Below are 16,414 nucleotides of genomic sequence, written 5' to 3' on the forward strand. Positions count from 1 at the left end.
GGTCGAAAAGCCGCCGCCGGTCAGAGCTGCCGCGCGACCTCGGTCGCCCAGTAGGTCAGGATCATGTTCGCCCCGGCCCGCTTGACGCCGGTGAGGGTCTCCATGATCGCCCGGTCGCGGTCGATCCAGCCGTTGGCCGCCGCGGCCTCGACCATCGCGTACTCGCCGGAGATCTGGTAGGCGGCGACGGGCACGTCCACCGCCTTCGCGACCTCGGCCAGGATGTCCAGGTACGGCAGGGCCGGCTTGACCATGACCATGTCCGCGCCCTCGGCGAGGTCGAGCGCGAGCTCGCGCAGCGACTCCCGGGCGTTGGCCGGGTCCTGCTGGTACGTCTTGCGGTCGCCCTGGAGCGACGAGCCGACGGCCTCCCGGAAGGGGCCGTAGAACGCGGAGGCGTACTTCGCGGTGTAGGCCAGGACCGAGACGTCCTCGTGGCCGGTCTGGTCGAGCGCGTCACGGATGACGCCGACCTGACCGTCCATCATGCCGCTGGGGCCGACCACATGGACGCCGGCGTCCGCCTGGACCTGCGCCATCTCGGCGTAGCGCTCCAGGGTGGCGTCGTTGTCCACCCGGCCCTCGGAGTCGAGGACCCCGCAGTGGCCGTGGTCGGTGTACTCGTCCAGGCACAGGTCGGACATGATGACGAGGTCGTCGCCGACCTCGGCCTTCACATCCCGGATGGCGACCTGGAGGATGCCGTCGGGGTCGGTGCCGGCGGTGCCGACCGCGTCCTTCTTGGCGTCCTCGGGCACCCCGAAGAGCATGATCCCGGAGACCCCGGCCGCCAGCGCCTCGACGGCCGCCTTCCGCAGGGTGTCACGGGTGTGCTGGACGACCCCGGGCATGGCGGAGATCGGCACCGGCTCCCGGGCGCCCTCCCGCACGAAGGCGGGAAGGATCAGGTCGGCCGGGTGCAGGCGGGTCTCCGCGACCATGCGGCGCATGGCGGGGGTGGTGCGCAGGCGCCGGGGGCGGGCCCCCGGGAACGTGCCGTACGTGGTGCTCAACTCCGTGCCCTTCTACGCGATCCGGGCCGCCGCTCGCTCGGGCGCGTGACCGGGTCGCCGGCCTCCAGGGCCGCGTCGCGCCGGGCCGCGCCGAAGTCCGCGAGCGCCTCGGCGAGCTTGTGCACCGAGGGCTCGGGCGACAGCACGTCCACCCGCAGGCCGTGTTCCTCCGCGGTCTTCGCGGTGGCCGGGCCGATGCAGGCGATGACGGTGACATTGTGCGGCTTGCCGGCGATGCCGACCAGGTTCCGCACCGTGCTGGACGAGGTGAACAGGACCGCGTCGAAGCCACCGCCCTTGATCGCCTCACGGGTCTCGGCCGGCGGCGGCGAGGCCCGGACGGTCCGGTAGGCGGTGACGTCGTCGACCTCCCAGCCCAGCTCGATCAGACCCGCGACCAGGGTCTCGGTGGCGATGTCGGCGCGCGGCAGGAAGACGCGGTCGATCGGGTCGAAGACCGGGTCGTAGGGCGGCCAGTCCTCCAGCAGGCCGGCGGCCGACTGCTCGCCGGACGGCACGAGATCGGGCTTCACACCGAACTCGATCAGCGACCTGGCGGTCTGCTCGCCGACGGCCGCGACCTTGATGCCGGCGAAGGCGCGCGCGTCGAGCCCGTACTCCTCGAACTTCTCGCGCACCGCCTTGACGGCGTTGACGGAGGTGAAGGCGATCCACTCGTAGCGGCCGGTGACCAGGCCCTTGACCGCGCGCTCCATCTGCTGCGGGGTGCGCGGCGGCTCGACCGCGATGGTCGGGACCTCGCTGGGCACGGCGCCGTACGAACGGAGCTGGTCGGAGAGCGAGGCGGCCTGCTCCTTGGTGCGCGGCACGAGGACGTTCCAGCCGAACAGCGGCTTGGACTCGAACCACGAGAGCTGGTCGCGCTGCGCGGCCGCGCTGCGCTCGCCGACCACGGCTATGACGGGCTGGCCGCCGTCCGGGGAGGGCAGGACCTTCGCCGCCTTGAGGACCTGGGCGAGGCTGCCCAGGGTGGCGGTCCAGGTGCGCTGGCGGGTGGTGGTGCCGGCGACGGTGACGGTCATCGGGGTGTCGGGCTTCCGCCCGGCGGAGACCAGCTCGGCGGCGGCCGCGACGACCGAGTCGAGGGTGGTCGAGACGACTGCCGTGACCTCGCTCGCGCCGACCTCGGCCCAGCAGGTGGCCGAGGCGGTGCGGGCGTCCACGAAGCGGACGTCCGCGCGGCCCTTGCCGTCCCGCAGCGGCACACCGGCGTAGGCGGGCACGCCGACGGCCGTGGCGACGCCCGGCACCACCTCGAAGGTGATGCCCTCGGTGGCGCAGGCCAGCATCTCGTCGGCGGCGTTGCCGTCGAGGCCCGGGTCGCCGAGGACGGCACGGACGACCCGCCTGCCACCGCGCGCGGCCGTCATGACAAGATTGGCGGTGTCCCGAAGGACAGGTACTTCCGGAGTACCGACGGTTTTTGATGACTCGTCAGTAACCGTCTGCGCAGGCATGTCCACATGGGCGCGCGCGTGCGCGCGCACCACGTCGAGCACCTGCGGATCGGCGATCAGGACGTCCGCTGCCGCGAGTGCCTCCACGGCGCGCAGCGTCAGCAGTCCCGGGTCTCCGGGGCCGGCACCGAGAAAGGTGACGTGCCCGTGCACGGGGTGGTTCGGGGCGGTGGGGTTCAAAGTGCTCGCTCCCCCATAAGACCGGCCGCACCCTTGTCGAGCATCGCTGCGGCGAGCTCGCGGCCCAGGGCCACGGCTTCCTCGCTGGACGACGGCACGGGGCCGGTGGTGGACAGCTGCACCAGCGTCTTGCCGTCGGTCGAGCCGACGACGCCGCGCAGGCGCATTTCGGTGACAACCTGCCCGTCAACCAACAGGTCGGCCAACGCACCCACGGGTGCGGAGCAGCCGGCCTCCAGGGCGGCGAGCAGGGATCGCTCGGCGGTCACGGCGACCCGGGTGTACGGGTCGTCGAGCTCGGCGAGCCGGGCGACGAGCTGCGCGTTGGTCGCTGCGCACTCGACTGCCAGGGCCCCCTGGCCGGGGGCGGGCAGAACTGCGTCGGGCTCGAGGAACTGGGTGACGTCCTCGGTCCGGCCGATTCGGGCGAGACCGGCGGCGGCCAGCACGACGGCGTCGAGCTCCCCACCGGTGACGAAGCCGATGCGGGTGTCGATGTTGCCGCGGATCGGCACGGTCTCGATCTCGAGGCCGAGCGACCGCGCCCAGGCGTTGAGCTGCGCCGTGCGGCGCGGCGAACCGGTGCCGATCCGGGCGCCCTTCGGCAGCTGCTCGAAGGTCAGCCCGTCCCGGGCGATCAGCACGTCGCGCGGGTCCTCACGGACCGGGATCGCCGCCAGGACGAGGTCGTCCGGCTGCGCGGTCGGCAGGTCCTTCAGCGAGTGCACGGCGAGGTCGATCTCGTCCGCGAGCAGCGCGTCGCGCAGCGCGGAGACGAAGACCCCGGTGCCGCCGATCTGCGCGAGGGACTCGCGCGAGACGTCGCCGTAGGTGGTGATCTCGACCAGCTCCACCGGGCGGCCGGTCAGCTGCCGCACGGTCTCCGCCACCTGCCCGGACTGGGCCATGGCGAGCTTGCTCCGGCGGGTGCCGAGGCGCAGCGGGCGCGTAGAGGTGTCGGTCATGCTGGCTCCCGTGCTGTGGTGTGCGTGTCGGCGCGCGAGTCGGCCCGGCTGACCGCGGCCACCGCCTGCGGGTCCAGGTCGAACAGCTCGCGCAGCGCGTCGGCGTAGCCGGCGCCGCCGGGGGTGGCGGCCAGCTCCTTGATGCGCACGGTCGGCGCGTGCAGGAGCTTGTCGACGACACGGCGCACGGTCTGCGTGATCTCCGCGCGCTGCTTGTCGTCCAGGTCGGGCAGGCGGCCGTCGAGCCGGGCGATCTCGCTCGCGACGACGTCCGCGGCCATGGTGCGCAGGGCGACCACGGTGGGGGTGATGTGCGCGGCCCGCTGGGCGGCGCCGAAGGCGGCGACCTCGTCGGAGACGATGCCGCGCACCTGGTCGACGTCGGCGGCCATGGGCGCGTCGGCGGACGCCTCGGCCAGCGACTCGATGTCGACGAGCCGGGTGCCCTCGATGCGGTGGGCGGCGGCGTCGATGTCGCGGGGCATGGCGAGGTCGAGCAGCGCGAGGGTCACGGCGCCCGGGGCCGCGGGGGCCGCGGCCGACGCGTCGCCGCTCTGCCGGGGCACGGCGGCGCCCCCGGGCGTACGGGCCGCGAGGGCGCCCCGTATGGCCTCGGCGGTCAGGACCAGGCCGGTCGCGCCCGTGCAGGACACCACGACATCGGCGCGCGAGAGCTCCTCGGCGACGGCCGTCATCTCCACGGCCTCGGCCGTGAACCCGGCGGCCCCGGGGCCGCCCGGCTCGGTGAGGATCGCGGCCAGGCGCCGGGCCCGCTCGGCGGTGCGGTTGGCGACGGCCACGTGCGCCACGCCCGCGCGCGCGAGCGTGGCCGCCGCGAGGGAGGACATCGAGCCCGCGCCGATGACGAGGGCGCGCTTGCCCAGGGCCCACTCGGGCACGGCGGCGCCGGCCGCGAGCTGCTCCAGGCCGAAGGTGACCAGGGACTGGCCGGCCCGGTCGATGCCCGTCTCGCTGTGGGCGCGCTTGCCGACCCGCAGGGCCTGCTGGAAGAGGTCGTTCAGCAGCCGGCCCGCGGTGTGCAGCTCCTGGCCGAGCGCGAGGGCGTCCTTGATCTGGCCGAGGATCTGGCCCTCGCCGACGACCATGGAGTCCAGCCCGCAGGCCACCGAGAACAGGTGGTGGACGGCCCGGTCCTCGTAGTGCACATAGAGATACGGAGTGAGCTCGTCCAGTCCGACGCCCGTGTGCTGGGCGAGCAGCGTGGACAGCTCGGCGACGCCCGCGTGGAACTTGTCCACGTCGGCGTAGAGCTCGATGCGGTTGCAGGTGCCCAGGACCGTCGCCTCGGTGGCGGGCTCCGCCGCGAGGGTGTCCTGGACGAGCTTGGCCTGCGCGTCACGCGTGAGGGCGGCGCGCTCCAGCACGCTCACCGGCGCGCTGCGGTGGCTCAGCCCGACGACGAGAAGGCTCATGCCGGCATCACGGCGGGGACATCCCCGTCCGGGCCCTTCCGGCTCGCCGAGGAGCGCACGCCCGCACCCGAGCGGGCGGCCGCCGCGGGCGCGGCGGGGGACGGGCTGTCCTCGCCGGCCTTGCGCTGCTCGTGGAAGGCGAGGATCTGGAGCTCGATGGAGAGGTCGACCTTACGGACGTCCACACCCTCCGGAACGGAGAGCACGGTGGGCGCGAAGTTGAGGATCGAGGTGACCCCGGCGGCGACGAGACGGTCGCAGACCTGCTGGGCGGCACCGGCGGGCGTGGCGATGACGCCGATGGACACACCGTTGTCGCTGATGATCGCTTCGAGCTCGTCGGTGTGCCGCACGGGCAGCCCGGCGACCGGCTTGCCGGCCATGGCCGGGTCCGCGTCGATCAGGGCGGCGACGCGGAAGCCACGGGACGCGAAGCCGCCGTAGTTGGCGAGCGCGGCGCCGAGGTTGCCGATGCCGACGATGACGACCGGCCAGTCCTGGGTCAGGCCGAGCTCACGGGAGATCTGGTAGACGAGGTACTCGACGTCGTAGCCGACACCGCGGGTGCCGTACGAGCCGAGGTAGCTGAAGTCCTTGCGGAGCTTGGCGGAATTGACGCCCGCCGCGGTCGCGAGTTCCTCGGAGGAGACCGTGGGCACCGAGCGCTCGGAGAGCGCCGTCAGTGCGCGCAGATACAGCGGTAGCCGGGCGACGGTGGCCTCGGGAATCCCTCGGCTTCGGGTCGCCGGTCGGTGAGTTCGGCCAGTTGCCACGGTGCTCCTGCGGGTAGAGCGGGGCTGCGGGCGGCGCCTCGTCCCAGGACCGCCCCGTCGAACGCAGGCTATGCCTTTGTGAACGCGTGCACAAAGATGGTGTCCGCTTTGTCCGGGCAAAGTGACCGGCGTCACGCCCGGTTTCGGCCCGATCCGGGAACCATCGGCCGCACCGCCGCGACCGCCGTACGAGTGGGCGTCACCCCAAGGGTGCACCGACGGGAACACGCGCCCACACTCCCCGTCTCCCTGACCCCGCTCACCGACAAATCGACACATGATGGTAGTCGACTCAGGCACCCATTCGGGACGTTTCGATCCCCGGCGGACGGGCGCGGCACAATGGCCGCCATGACTCCGCTGCTGGGCCGACGCGCCCGTAAGAACCCCGCCGACAGCACGGTCACCCTGATCGGCAAGCCCGGTTGTCATCTCTGCGACGCCGCCGAGGCCGTCATCACCGAGGTCTGCGGCGAGCTGGGCGCCCGCTGGGAGAAGAAGGACATCACCCAGGACGAGGAACTGCACCGCAAGTACTGGGAGCAGATCCCGGTGGTCCTGGTGGACGGCGCGCAGCACGACTTCTGGCGGGTGGACCCGGTACGGCTGCGGCGCGCGCTCGGCGGATGACGCGCGGGGAGTAACCGGACCGTCGCAGGATGTTCACACCGTCGCATCGTCCCGACTCCGGTTACCCCGAACACACTGGCTATGCTCCCCATATGGCCGCACTGGGATGGATCACTCCGCGCAGGCGCTCCGCCACGGCACGCAGCGTGCTCGCCGGCGAGGCCGCGGCGGAGGCAGCCCGCAAGTCCGCGCAGGAGAACGAGGAGGCCGCGGAGGCCGCCGCGCGTGCCGCGGACGAGTCCGCCGCCCCCGCCGAGCCCGAGTTCCCCGTCGTCGGCGACGTCCGGGCGGCCGCGTTCTTCGACCTCGACAACACCGTCATGCAGGGCGCCGCGCTCTTCCACTTCGGCCGGGGCCTCTACAAGCGGCAGTTCTTCCGCAAGCGCGAGCTGGCGCGCTTCGCGTGGCAGCAGACCTGGTTCCGGCTCGCGGGCGTCGAGGACCCCGAGCACATGCAGGACGCGCGGGACAGCGCCCTGTCGATCGTCCAGGGCCACCGGGTCTCCGAGCTGATGTCCATCGGCGAGGAGATCTACGACGAGTACATGGCCGAGCGCATCTGGCCGGGCACCCGGGCGCTCGCCCAGGCCCACCTGGACGCCGGCCAGAAGGTCTGGCTGGTCACCGCCGCGCCCATCGAGACCGCGACGATCATCGCCCGCCGGCTGGGGCTGACCGGCGCGCTGGGCACGGTCGCCGAGTCCATCGGCGGCGTCTACACCGGCAAGCTCGTGGGCGAGCCGCTGCACGGGCCCGCGAAGGCCGAGGCCGTCCGGGCGCTGGCCGCGGCCGAGGGCCTGGAGCTGGCCCGCTGCGCGGCCTACAGCGACTCCGCCAACGACATCCCGATGCTGTCGCTCGTCGGCTACCCCTACGCCGTCAACCCCGACGGCCGGCTGCGCAAGCACGCGCGCGAGCACGGCTGGCGGCTGCGCGACTACCGGACGGGCCGCAAGGCGGCCAAGGTCGGCATCCCGGCCGCGGCCGGCGTCGGCGCGCTCGCGGGCGGGGCCGCGGCGGCGATCGCCCTGCACCGCCGCCGGCGCTGACCCGGGCCCGGGCCCGGTGGCGCTGACCCCGGCCCGGCGGACGGCCCCGGCGGGCACCGCCGGGCGTCAACGCGGAGCACTCACATCGCGCCACCGGAGAGCGACGGCCACCCGGCCCAGCGACCACGGTGCGTAATCACCCGTCACTCTCAGGCAATCCTGTCTTCATACCCTCACACAGCCCCCCTCAGTCATCCCCTGCCCGGATTGCCACAACACGCTGCCCATTCGGCCACACCCTCGCCAAATTCGGTCAACCTCCTTTCACAGTTCGATATTTGATCGGTCACCAAGAGGTAAGAGATCGAACGGAAACGGTGATTTGAGCAACTCGGTGTAGTGCTGCCTGTACGAAGCGTTATTCTCCTCAGACGCAAACCGGTACCCCCTTGTCCCTACGACGAGTGAACGGTTCCGTACTGCACGTGATGGAAGCTCTGCCTCTGGGAGTCCCGTGTACCCACACGTCGGGGTTGACGCCTCGGGCCTGGCTACGCTGCGCGCAACGGTCCTCGACCGTCTGCGCGGCTTCGTCCCCACCGCGTACGCCGTCCCTGCCTTCGCCACACCCGTCCCCGCCGGTCCCTGCCACACCGGTCCCTGCTACGCCCTCGCCGAGAGCGGTGCCGCGGTCGGGAGACGCGCCCGCCGGGGCGCCGGTTCCGGTACGTCCACGGCGCCCACGACCACGCGCCGCCCGAGCGCCGACAGCGACAGCGCCCGCATGCTCGACCTGGTCGAGCGCGCCCAGGCCGGCGAGGCCGAGGCCTTCGGCCGGCTCTACGACCAGTACGCCGACACGGTCTACCGCTACATCTACTACCGCGTGGGCGGCCGGGCCACGGCCGAGGACCTCACGAGTGAGACGTTCCTGCGCGCCCTGCGCCGCATCGGCACCTTCACCTGGCAGGGCCGCGACTTCGGCGCCTGGCTGGTGACGATCGCCCGCAATCTGGTCGCCGACCACTTCAAGTCGTCGAGATTCCGGCTCGAGGTGACCACCGGCGAGATGCTCGACGCCAACGAGGTCGAGCGCAGCCCCGAGGACTCCGTCCTGGAATCCCTGTCCAACGCCGCACTCCTGGAAGCGGTGCGCAAGCTCAACCCCCAGCAGCAGGAGTGCGTCACCCTGCGCTTCCTCCAGGGCCTCTCGGTCGCCGAGACCGCCCGCGTCATGGGGAAGAACGAAGGCGCCATCAAGACCCTCCAGTACCGCGCGGTGCGCACCCTGGCCCGCCTCCTCCCGGACGACGCGCGCTGACCCGGTGCGTCCGTTCACTCACCGGCGGTCACATCTCCCAGGGCGCGTAACCCGGCCGCCGCGCCGCTCGTTGTGCGGGATGCAGACTCCCTGCGGTCACGCCATGCCCGCAGCCACTCACTCGAAGGAGTGGATGCGCTCATGGCGTGCAACCCTCCAGGTTTTCAGGGGAGTCGACCGTCATGACGAGAGGAGGTGCCGCCTGTGATCGCGAACGTTTCGGCGCACCGGCGGGCGAACGCCTTCGCCCAGGCCCTGGAGGACCAGGAACTCCAGGGCGCGGCGGCCACACAGCCCGGCCCATCGGTGGACGACACCGAGAAGGGCAAGCTGCTGGCGCTGGTGGGCGAGCTCGGCGGCCTGCCCGCGCCCGAGCTCGACCCCGAGACGAGAACCGTCCAGCGGGCGCGGCTGATCGCCGCCATGGAGACACAGTTCGCCGAGGGGTCCGCCGGGATCCCCGAGCCCCGCTCGGGCCGCTCGTCGAAGCGCGGCGCGCACCGCGCGCTCAACCGCCTCAAGCCGCGCTCCCGCTGGTCCAAGGGGCTCGCGGCCGGCGGCCTCACGGTCGGTGTGGCGGCGGGCGCGTTCGGCGGCGTCGCCGCCGCGAGCTCCAGCGCCCTGCCGGGCGATCACCTCTATCCGCTCAAGCGCGGCATGGAGGACTTCCGCCTCGGCCTCGCCGACGACGACTCCGACCGCGGCGGGATGCTGCTCGACCAGGCGGCCACCCGCCTCCAGGAGGCACGCCGCCTCCTGGAGCGCGGCCGCTCGGGCCCCCTCGACCACGAGGACCTGGGCGAGATCCGCAAGACCCTTTCCGGCATGCGCCACGACGTCTCGGAAGGCCACCGCCTGCTCCACCAGGCGTACAAGCGGGACCGCTCCCTCGGCCCCATCCAACGCCTCTCGTCCTTCACGGCGCTGCACCGCGAGGGCTGGAGCCAGCTGCGCGACAAGCTCCCCGTCCAGCTGCACGACGTCGGCGACGACGTCACCTCGCTGATGGCGGCCATAGACCATGAGGTCGGCCCGCTGCGGTCGCTGCTGCCCACCTCCTCGGGCAAGCACGGCTCCGAGCCCCACCCCGGTGTGTCCTCCCACGGCGCCCCGGGCCGGCCCGGCCACTCCGCCCCGCCGCCCCCGGCCTCCGCGGAGGCCGACGGCAAGCACCCCGGCGGTCACGGTCAGCGGCGCTCCACGGCCCCCGGCGGCCATGAGGACCACCAGGGCCTCATCGGCGGTACGGGGCTGCTCCAGCCCCCGCCCAGCCCGGGTGGCTCCACCCCCGCCGGGCCGACGCACGGCGGCAAGGACGGCAAGCAGTCCAAGCAGCCGGACATCACCATCCCGCCGCTCCTCCCGGAGATCCTTCCGGGCCTCGGCATCCAGGGCGACGAAGAGAAATAGGGCCGCGGCACCGCCGCCGCCCCGGCGGTCGGTGTTCTTCCCTCGGACTCCGGGAGAACACCGGCCGCCGCGACCGGTTCGGGCTTGACCGCTTGAGAACCTGACCGCTCTAGAAGAAAACCGACCGCCGTTGTACAAGCAGCTTGTACAACGTGTGCTGAATCGTTTCTCGTACCTGATCGGTGAGGTTGAACATCAGCATCGGATCGTCCGCCGCCTCCGGCGGATACCCGTCCGTGGGGATCGGCTCGCCGAACTGGATCGTCCACTTCGTCGGCAGCGGCACCACGCCCAGCGGCCCCAGCCAGGGGAAGGTGGGCGTCAGCGGGAAGTAGGGGATCCCGAGCAGCCGGGCGAGGGTCCTGGAGTTGCCCACCATCGGGAAGATCTCCTCGGCTCCCACGATCGAGCACGGCACGATCGGCGCCCCGGCACGCAGTGCCGTCTGGACGAAGCCGCCCCGCCCGAAGCGCTGGAGCTTGTACCGCTCCGAGAACGGCTTCCCGATCCCCTTGAACCCCTCCGGCATCACCCCGACCACCTCGCCGCGCTCCAGCAGCTCCTGCGCGTCCTCCGCGCAGGCCAGGGTGTGCCCGAGCTTGCGGGCGATCTCGTTGACGACCGGCAGGACGAAGACCAGGTCCGCCGCCAGCATCCGGATGTGCCGTCCCGCCGGGTGGTGGTCGTGCACCGCGACCTGGAGCATCAGCCCGTCGACGGGCAGCGTGCCGGAGTGGTTGGCGACGATCAGCGCGGCGCCCTTGTCCGGGATGTTCTCGACGCCCTTCACCTCGACCCGGAAGTACTTCTCGTACAGCGGGCGGAGCGCGGACATCACGACCTGGTCGGTGAGCTCCTGGTCGTAGCCGAAGTCGTCCACCTCGTACTCACCGGTGATCCGCCGGCGCAGGAAGTTCAGCCCGTGGGCCAGCTTCCGGTCCCAGCCGCCGTCACCCTCCGGCGTCCCGGCCCCGCCCCGGCCACTCTCCGCCGGGCCCGCCTGCGCGGGGACGGCGGGCGCCTCGGCGTCCTCCTCGGGCGCGGCCTGCGTCAGGACCCTCCCGACGGGCGCGAGGGCCGATGTGCGGTCCGTCCGGGCCCGGCCCACCCGCTTGCCCTTCCGCTTGGCCCGCGGCTCCTCACCGAACGGGATGACCTTCGCGTCCGCCATCGTGGTGCGCTCCTCAGTTCTGGCCACGGCCGGCAGGCAGGGCCGCGGCGATCCGGTCGACGGTACGGGCGAGGGTGGCGGGTGGCAGCAGCCCCGGGCCCCGGCTGCGCGCGTAGTCCTCGAAGGCTCCCGCGGTGGTGTAGCGGGGTTCGAAGCCCAGTGTCTCGCGCATCTGGGTGGTCCGGACGACACGGCCATGGGTGAGGAGCCGGATCTGCTCGGGCGAGAAGTCCGTCATGCCGGCCGAACGCAGTGCGGAGCCGACCCAGGTGACGGTCGGCAGGAAGAACGGCAGGGTGGGCCGTCCGAGGCGCCGGGCGGCCTGGGAGAGCAGCAGCACCCCGTCGCCCGCGATGTTGAAGGTGCCGCTGTTGAGCGTGGCCCGGCGCGGCTCGCCGGCGGCTATCCGCAGCACCTCGATGACGTCGTCCTCGTGGACGAACTGCAGCCGCGGGTCGAAGCCGAGCACGGTGGGCAGCGCGGGCAGGGCGAAGTACTGGGCGAGCGGGGAGTCGGCGCGCGGGCCGAGGATGTTGGCGAAGCGCAGCACGCACACGGCCACGTCGGGCCGGCGGCGCGCGAAGCCGCGCACATAGCCCTCCACCTCGACGGCGTCCTTGGCGAAGCCACCGCTGGGCAGGGACTTGGGCGGCGTGGTCTCGGTGAAGATCGCGGGGTCGCGGGGCGCGGACCCGTAGACGTTGGTGCTCGACTTCACCACGAGCCGCTTCACGGAGGGGGTCTTCTGGCAGGCGCCCAGCAGCTGCATGGTGCCGATGACGTTGGTCTCCTTGACCGTGGCCCGGCTGCCGCGCTTGCTCAGGGGGGTGCCGTTCACATCCATGTGGACGACGGTGTCGACACGGTGTTCGGCCAGAAGCCTGCCGATCGTGGGATGGCGGATGTCCGCCCGTAGGAAATCGGCCCCACCGAGATGGTGCCCGGGTGGCACCGCGTCCACCCCGATGACCCGGTCCACGTCGGGCTCGCGCTGGATGCGGCGGACGAAGCGGCCCCCCAGCTGCCGTGCGACTCCGGTGACGAGCACGACCTTGCCCAAGATCAGCGCCTTCCTTCCCCGCCCATGCCCCGGCTTGCTCGGATCGACTCGGGCCCGTCGCGTCGCGCCACGAGTGGTGCTGCCGCGGCCACCGTAGCGGGTCGTTGTTGCGCTGTGATGACCGGCCGCTGCACGGAGCTACATTTCAAGCCGTAGCGAAAGCTTCACACACCGCAACGCACCGCAGCCCTCCCACCGCCTGAGCGGTGGGAGGGCTGCGGGTCGAGCACAGCGGCGCTGCTTACTTCTTGTTGCGACGCTGAACACGCGTGCGCTTGAGCAGCTTGCGGTGCTTCTTCTTGGCCATCCGCTTGCGCCGCTTCTTGATAACAGAGCCCACGACTACCCTCGCTTACATCGATTCACTCGGTGCGGGGCGTCCGAGCCCACACGACCTACATCGGGCCAGCCTACCCGGCACCGGGCGAACAGCGTAATCCGAGGTCCACGTCAGGCTGTTTCCACCCCCACGTAGGACTCCCGGAGGTACTCGTGCACCGCTTGCTCTGGGACCCGGAACGACCTTCCCACCCGGATCGCCGGCAGATGACCACTGTGCACCAAGCGGTACACGGTCATCTTGGACACTCGCATCACCGCGGCGACTTCCGCCACGGTCAGGAACACGACCTCGTTGAGAGGCCTCTCGCCAGCAGCCATGACACACCTGAACCTTCCGCACATGACGCGCACCGGCTTCCCCTCCGGTGACTCCTCGTCGCTGCGCGCTCACTCCCCAGGTTAGGGGCGCGTGATGCGAGTGGGGAAGAGGAGCAGCCATCGGCCGCCTACTGTGACAGACACGCTCGATTGAGTACATAGCGAGTAAGCGGTCGGTAGTAATCAGACCGCACAGTGTCATCAAGCGGAACCACGACGGACACCCGCCCCTCGGCCTCTCCGACGAACGGCGCGGGGTCGTCCGAGTCCGCCAGCCCAATGGCCTCAATGCCCAGCTGACCTGCCCCGCAGACCCATCCGTGGTCCCCCACGACCAGGGCCGGCAGCGGCCCGTCCCCGTCCATCGCGGCAGCCAGCGCCGTACGAAGCGGGAGCGGTGAATGCGTATGTGCGCCCGGCTCACTTCCCGCTCCCCGCGCGCCGGGTTCACGCACCAGCGCGACGCCTCGGACGTAGTCAAGGTTGTAAGTGCGTACCCCGAACCGGGTCGTTATGTCGACACTTCGACCCTGCGCCGGGGTGAGGACAGTGCATCCCTTCGCCGAGAGCCCGGCGGCCAACCCGGCGTAGAAACCCAGGAGTCGGTGGGGGTGGCCGGTGCCGAGCAACACCGGTGCGCCTGCGGCTGCCACCGTCGCGAGCCGGTCCGCGAAGGCATCGAGTGCCGCGATCGTACGATCGGGGTCGATCACATCCTGCCCCGAAGCATGGTCCGGGTCGGCCGAAACCCCACACCTTCGGCCCATCAGCTGTAACAAATCACCCAGGAGCCAGTCCCGTTCGGGCTCCAGCCCGATCAGCACCCGGGGATCCCGGGCCACGAACATCCGGTACCGGCCGAGGCTCCGCTCCCGCGTGGTCGCCACGGGACCGGCCAGTCGGGCGGCCAGCAGATGGGCACGCAAGGTGCCGGGGCTCAACACAGGTCCGATGCTGGCGGACCCCCGGCCACCGCGTCGAAGTTCACCCGGGAGTTCCCACGCGTGGCCTAACGTACCGGCAAGTAAGCAAGCCTCAGACGCCACTCCGGAGGCGCCGGCACCACTGGGCGTACGCCCATCCGCGTTGCACACCCGCCACGGGCGTACAACGCGCCCCAGGGCTTCCGTTGGCCCTCCGGCCACGGTTTCCGACGGCACTTCGTCGACCTCTCGCCGACCCCTGGTCGACCCCTCGCCGGCAGGGTTCCGCCGGCCCTTGGCACACGGCGTCCGACGCCCCTCGCCACCGATCCCGGGTACTCCCCGGGCCCTTGACCGTGGACGGCTACGAGGCCGCGGGGCCCGGCCGGTTCAGGGCAACAGCCCGTGGGCGGGGAACACGGCCCGCCGCGCCGCCAGTATCGCCTGGTCGAGCCGGTCCGCCGGGTCGTACCCGTGGTCGTCGAAGTCCCGCCACTCCGGCGTCCGGCCGTCCGTCATCCGCAGCGGGCCCAACTGCCGGGTACGACGGAACACTTCGGCCCGCCACTCCTCCGGCATCTCCGCGCCGGGCGACACCGGCCGCCCGGCCGCGACGGCCACGAGATGCGTCCAGGAGCGCGGCACGACGTCCACCACGGCGTAACCCCCGCCGCCCAGGGCCACCCACCGGCCGTCCGTGTGCTCGTGGGCCAGCGCGTGGCACGCCTCGGCGACCAGCCGCTGGGCGTCCACGGAAACCGCCAGATGGGCCAGCGGGTCCTCGAAGTGGGTGTCGGCGCCGTGCTGGGTGACCAGCACCTGCGGCCGGAAGGCGGCGACCAGCTCGGGCACCACCGCGTGGAACGCCCGCAGCCATCCGGTGTCACCCGTCCCGGCCGGCAACGCCACGTTCACGGCACTGCCCTCGGCCCCCGGGGCGCCCGTCTCCTCGGGCCACCCGGTGTGCGGGAAGAGCGTGCGGGGGTGCTCGTGCAGGGAGATCGTGAGCACCCGCGGGTCCTCCCAGAAAGCGGCCTGGACCCCGTCGCCGTGGTGCACGTCCACGTCCAGGTAGACCACCCGTTCGGCTCCCAGTTCCAGCAGCCGGGCCACGGCCAGGGCCGCGTCGTTGTAGACGCAGAAGCCCGACGCGCCTCCGGGCATCGCGTGGTGCAGCCCGCCCGTGAAGTTGACGGCGTGCAGCGCCTCGCCGCGCCACACGGCCTCCGCGGCGCCCACGGACTGGCCGGCGATCAGCGCGGCCGCGTCGTGCATCCCGGCGAACGCCGGCACGTCGGCCGTGCCGATCCCGTACGAACCGTCGGCCGCCTCCGGGTGCGCCGAGGCCTCGCGCACGGCGGCGATGTAGTCCGCGCGGTGGACGAGCCGGAGCGTCGACTCCCCGGCCGGCCGGGCCGCGGTGACCCGAAGGGCGCGGTCGAGCTCGAACGCCTCGACCAGCCTCATGGTCAGCGCGAGGCGCACCGGGTCCATCGGGTGTCCCGGGCCGAAGTCGTAGCCCGTTACCGCCTCGTCCCACATCAGCTGTGCACGGCCGCTCATGCCCGACACCGTAGCGGGCGGTTCCGGGCCCGCGGACGGGGGTGTACGACCGGGCCGGGGCTCAGGCCAGGAGCCGCGGCAGTTCCGTCATCTCTCCGAAGTACGCGGTGGCACCGGGCATCCGGTCCCGCGGGGTCATGGAGGTGAACGCGAAGACGTCCATCCCGGCGGCCACGGCGGCCTCGACGCCTCGTGCGCTGTCCTCCACGACGGCACAGCGGCGGGGGTCCACGCCCATGGACCGCGCGGCGTAAAGGAAGAGGTCGGGCGCCGGCTTGCCCTGGCCGACGTCATCGGCGCTGAAGATCCATTCCTCTTCGAACCACTCGTCCATCCCGGTGCGCCGGTGACCGACCCGGATCCGCTCATGGGTGCCGGAGGAGGCCACGCAGTAGGAGACGCCCTCGGCGACGAGGAGCTCCAGGACCTCGGTGACACCCTTTATCGGCTGAAGGCGCTCTTCGAACGCGGCGAAGGTCCGCGAGTGCAGGGTGTGGTCGAAATCCGCCGGCAGCTCCTGGCCGGTCCGCTCGAGTACGAGGTCGTGGACGCGGTGCACCGCGGCGCCCATGTAGTCGTGGAGGGAGTCCTCGTAGGTGGTGGGGTGACCCAGCTCCGTGAGGTATGCGGCCAGGATCGTGTTCGCGATCGGTTCGCTGTCGACGAGCACACCGTCGTTGTCGAAGATGACGAGGTCATAGCGCATGACGTCACCCTAAACGCAAAAATGCCTCAGGCCCCGAGTGAAAACTCGGGGCCTGAGGCTAAAAATTGTTCGGCGGCGTCCTACTCTCCCACACGGTCCCCCATGCAGTACCATCGGCGCTGAAAGGCTTAGCTTCCGG

At 71.9% G+C, this 16,414-nt stretch carries 16 protein-coding genes and 1 rRNA gene; 4 read left to right on the forward strand and 13 right to left on the reverse strand.

Annotated elements, in window-relative coordinates:
• Positions 1-20: 20 nt before the first annotated feature.
• Genes hemB through LUZ64_RS21490 form a run of 5 tightly spaced genes read right to left on the reverse strand, consistent with a single transcriptional unit; the run spans position 21 to position 5,842 of the window.
• Positions 21-1,013 carry a porphobilinogen synthase gene (gene hemB, locus LUZ64_RS21470; protein WP_095585276.1) on the reverse strand — a complete coding sequence of 331 codons (993 nt, stop codon included), beginning with the start codon at positions 1,011-1,013 and terminating at the stop codon, positions 21-23.
• Entirely contained in the window at positions 1,010-2,671 is a 1,662-nt protein-coding gene (locus LUZ64_RS21475) for a bifunctional uroporphyrinogen-III C-methyltransferase/uroporphyrinogen-III synthase (protein ID WP_095585277.1), read from the reverse strand. Before LUZ64_RS21475 ends, hemB begins: the two co-directional genes overlap by 4 nt.
• Complete coding sequence (gene hemC / locus LUZ64_RS21480) at positions 2,668-3,636, reverse strand: hydroxymethylbilane synthase (RefSeq protein ID WP_095585278.1); 969 nt, start codon at positions 3,634-3,636, stop codon at positions 2,668-2,670. Before hemC ends, LUZ64_RS21475 begins: the two co-directional genes overlap by 4 nt.
• Entirely contained in the window at positions 3,633-5,069 is a 1,437-nt protein-coding gene (locus tag LUZ64_RS21485) for a glutamyl-tRNA reductase (RefSeq protein WP_095585279.1), read from the reverse strand. The genes hemC and LUZ64_RS21485 overlap by 4 nt, the downstream gene beginning before the upstream one ends.
• Complete coding sequence (locus LUZ64_RS21490) at positions 5,066-5,842, reverse strand: redox-sensing transcriptional repressor Rex (RefSeq protein ID WP_095585280.1); 777 nt, start codon at positions 5,840-5,842, stop codon at positions 5,066-5,068. The genes LUZ64_RS21485 and LUZ64_RS21490 overlap by 4 nt, the downstream gene beginning before the upstream one ends.
• Positions 5,843-6,193: 351 nt before the next feature.
• Between LUZ64_RS21490 and LUZ64_RS21495 the strand changes: the two genes are divergently transcribed.
• From LUZ64_RS21495 to LUZ64_RS21510, 4 genes are all read left to right on the forward strand, one after another.
• Positions 6,194-6,472, forward strand: a complete 279-nt coding sequence (locus LUZ64_RS21495) for a glutaredoxin family protein (protein WP_095585289.1) — start codon at positions 6,194-6,196, stop codon at positions 6,470-6,472.
• Between the two features lie 92 nt (positions 6,473-6,564).
• On the forward strand, positions 6,565-7,521 hold the full coding sequence (locus LUZ64_RS21500) for an HAD family hydrolase (RefSeq protein ID WP_095585281.1): 957 nt from the start codon (positions 6,565-6,567) through the stop codon (positions 7,519-7,521).
• A gap of 454 nt (positions 7,522-7,975) precedes the next feature.
• Entirely contained in the window at positions 7,976-8,782 is an 807-nt protein-coding gene (locus tag LUZ64_RS21505; protein WP_095585282.1) for an ECF subfamily RNA polymerase sigma factor, BldN family, read from the forward strand.
• A 204-nt stretch (positions 8,783-8,986) separates the two neighbouring features.
• Complete coding sequence (locus LUZ64_RS21510; RefSeq protein ID WP_095585283.1) at positions 8,987-10,192, forward strand: DUF5667 domain-containing protein; 1,206 nt, start codon at positions 8,987-8,989, stop codon at positions 10,190-10,192.
• Between the two features lie 109 nt (positions 10,193-10,301).
• Here the strand turns inward: LUZ64_RS21510 and LUZ64_RS21515 are convergent, their stop codons facing one another.
• The 8 genes from LUZ64_RS21515 to rrf form a co-directional block, all read right to left on the reverse strand.
• Positions 10,302-11,363 (reverse strand): lysophospholipid acyltransferase family protein, encoded by a 1,062-nt coding sequence (locus LUZ64_RS21515; RefSeq protein WP_095585284.1) that lies wholly within the window; start codon positions 11,361-11,363, stop codon positions 10,302-10,304.
• A gap of 13 nt (positions 11,364-11,376) precedes the next feature.
• Positions 11,377-12,423, reverse strand: coding sequence for an NAD-dependent epimerase/dehydratase family protein (locus LUZ64_RS21520; protein WP_095585285.1), 1,047 nt, complete (start codon positions 12,421-12,423; stop codon positions 11,377-11,379).
• Positions 12,424-12,664: 241 nt separating this feature from the next.
• Positions 12,665-12,763 carry a 30S ribosomal protein bS22 gene (locus tag LUZ64_RS21525; RefSeq protein ID WP_003948845.1) on the reverse strand — a complete coding sequence of 33 codons (99 nt, stop codon included), beginning with the start codon at positions 12,761-12,763 and terminating at the stop codon, positions 12,665-12,667.
• 110 nt (positions 12,764-12,873) lie between these two features.
• On the reverse strand, positions 12,874-13,083 hold the full coding sequence (locus tag LUZ64_RS21530; RefSeq protein ID WP_067299677.1) for a helix-turn-helix domain-containing protein: 210 nt from the start codon (positions 13,081-13,083) through the stop codon (positions 12,874-12,876).
• A 128-nt stretch (positions 13,084-13,211) separates the two neighbouring features.
• On the reverse strand, positions 13,212-14,027 hold the full coding sequence (locus tag LUZ64_RS21535) for a phosphatase (protein ID WP_095585286.1): 816 nt from the start codon (positions 14,025-14,027) through the stop codon (positions 13,212-13,214).
• Between the two features lie 369 nt (positions 14,028-14,396).
• On the reverse strand, positions 14,397-15,569 hold the full coding sequence (locus tag LUZ64_RS21540) for an acetoin utilization protein AcuC (protein ID WP_095585287.1): 1,173 nt from the start codon (positions 15,567-15,569) through the stop codon (positions 14,397-14,399).
• 61 nt (positions 15,570-15,630) lie between these two features.
• Positions 15,631-16,275, reverse strand: coding sequence for an HAD family hydrolase (locus tag LUZ64_RS21545; protein ID WP_095585288.1), 645 nt, complete (start codon positions 16,273-16,275; stop codon positions 15,631-15,633).
• Positions 16,276-16,342: 67 nt separating this feature from the next.
• Positions 16,343-16,414, reverse strand: a 5S ribosomal RNA gene (rrf, locus tag LUZ64_RS38095); the annotation flags it as partial.

This window comes from Streptomyces albireticuli (assembly GCF_021228125.1).
GTDB lineage: Bacteria > Actinomycetota > Actinomycetes > Streptomycetales > Streptomycetaceae > Streptomyces > Streptomyces albireticuli.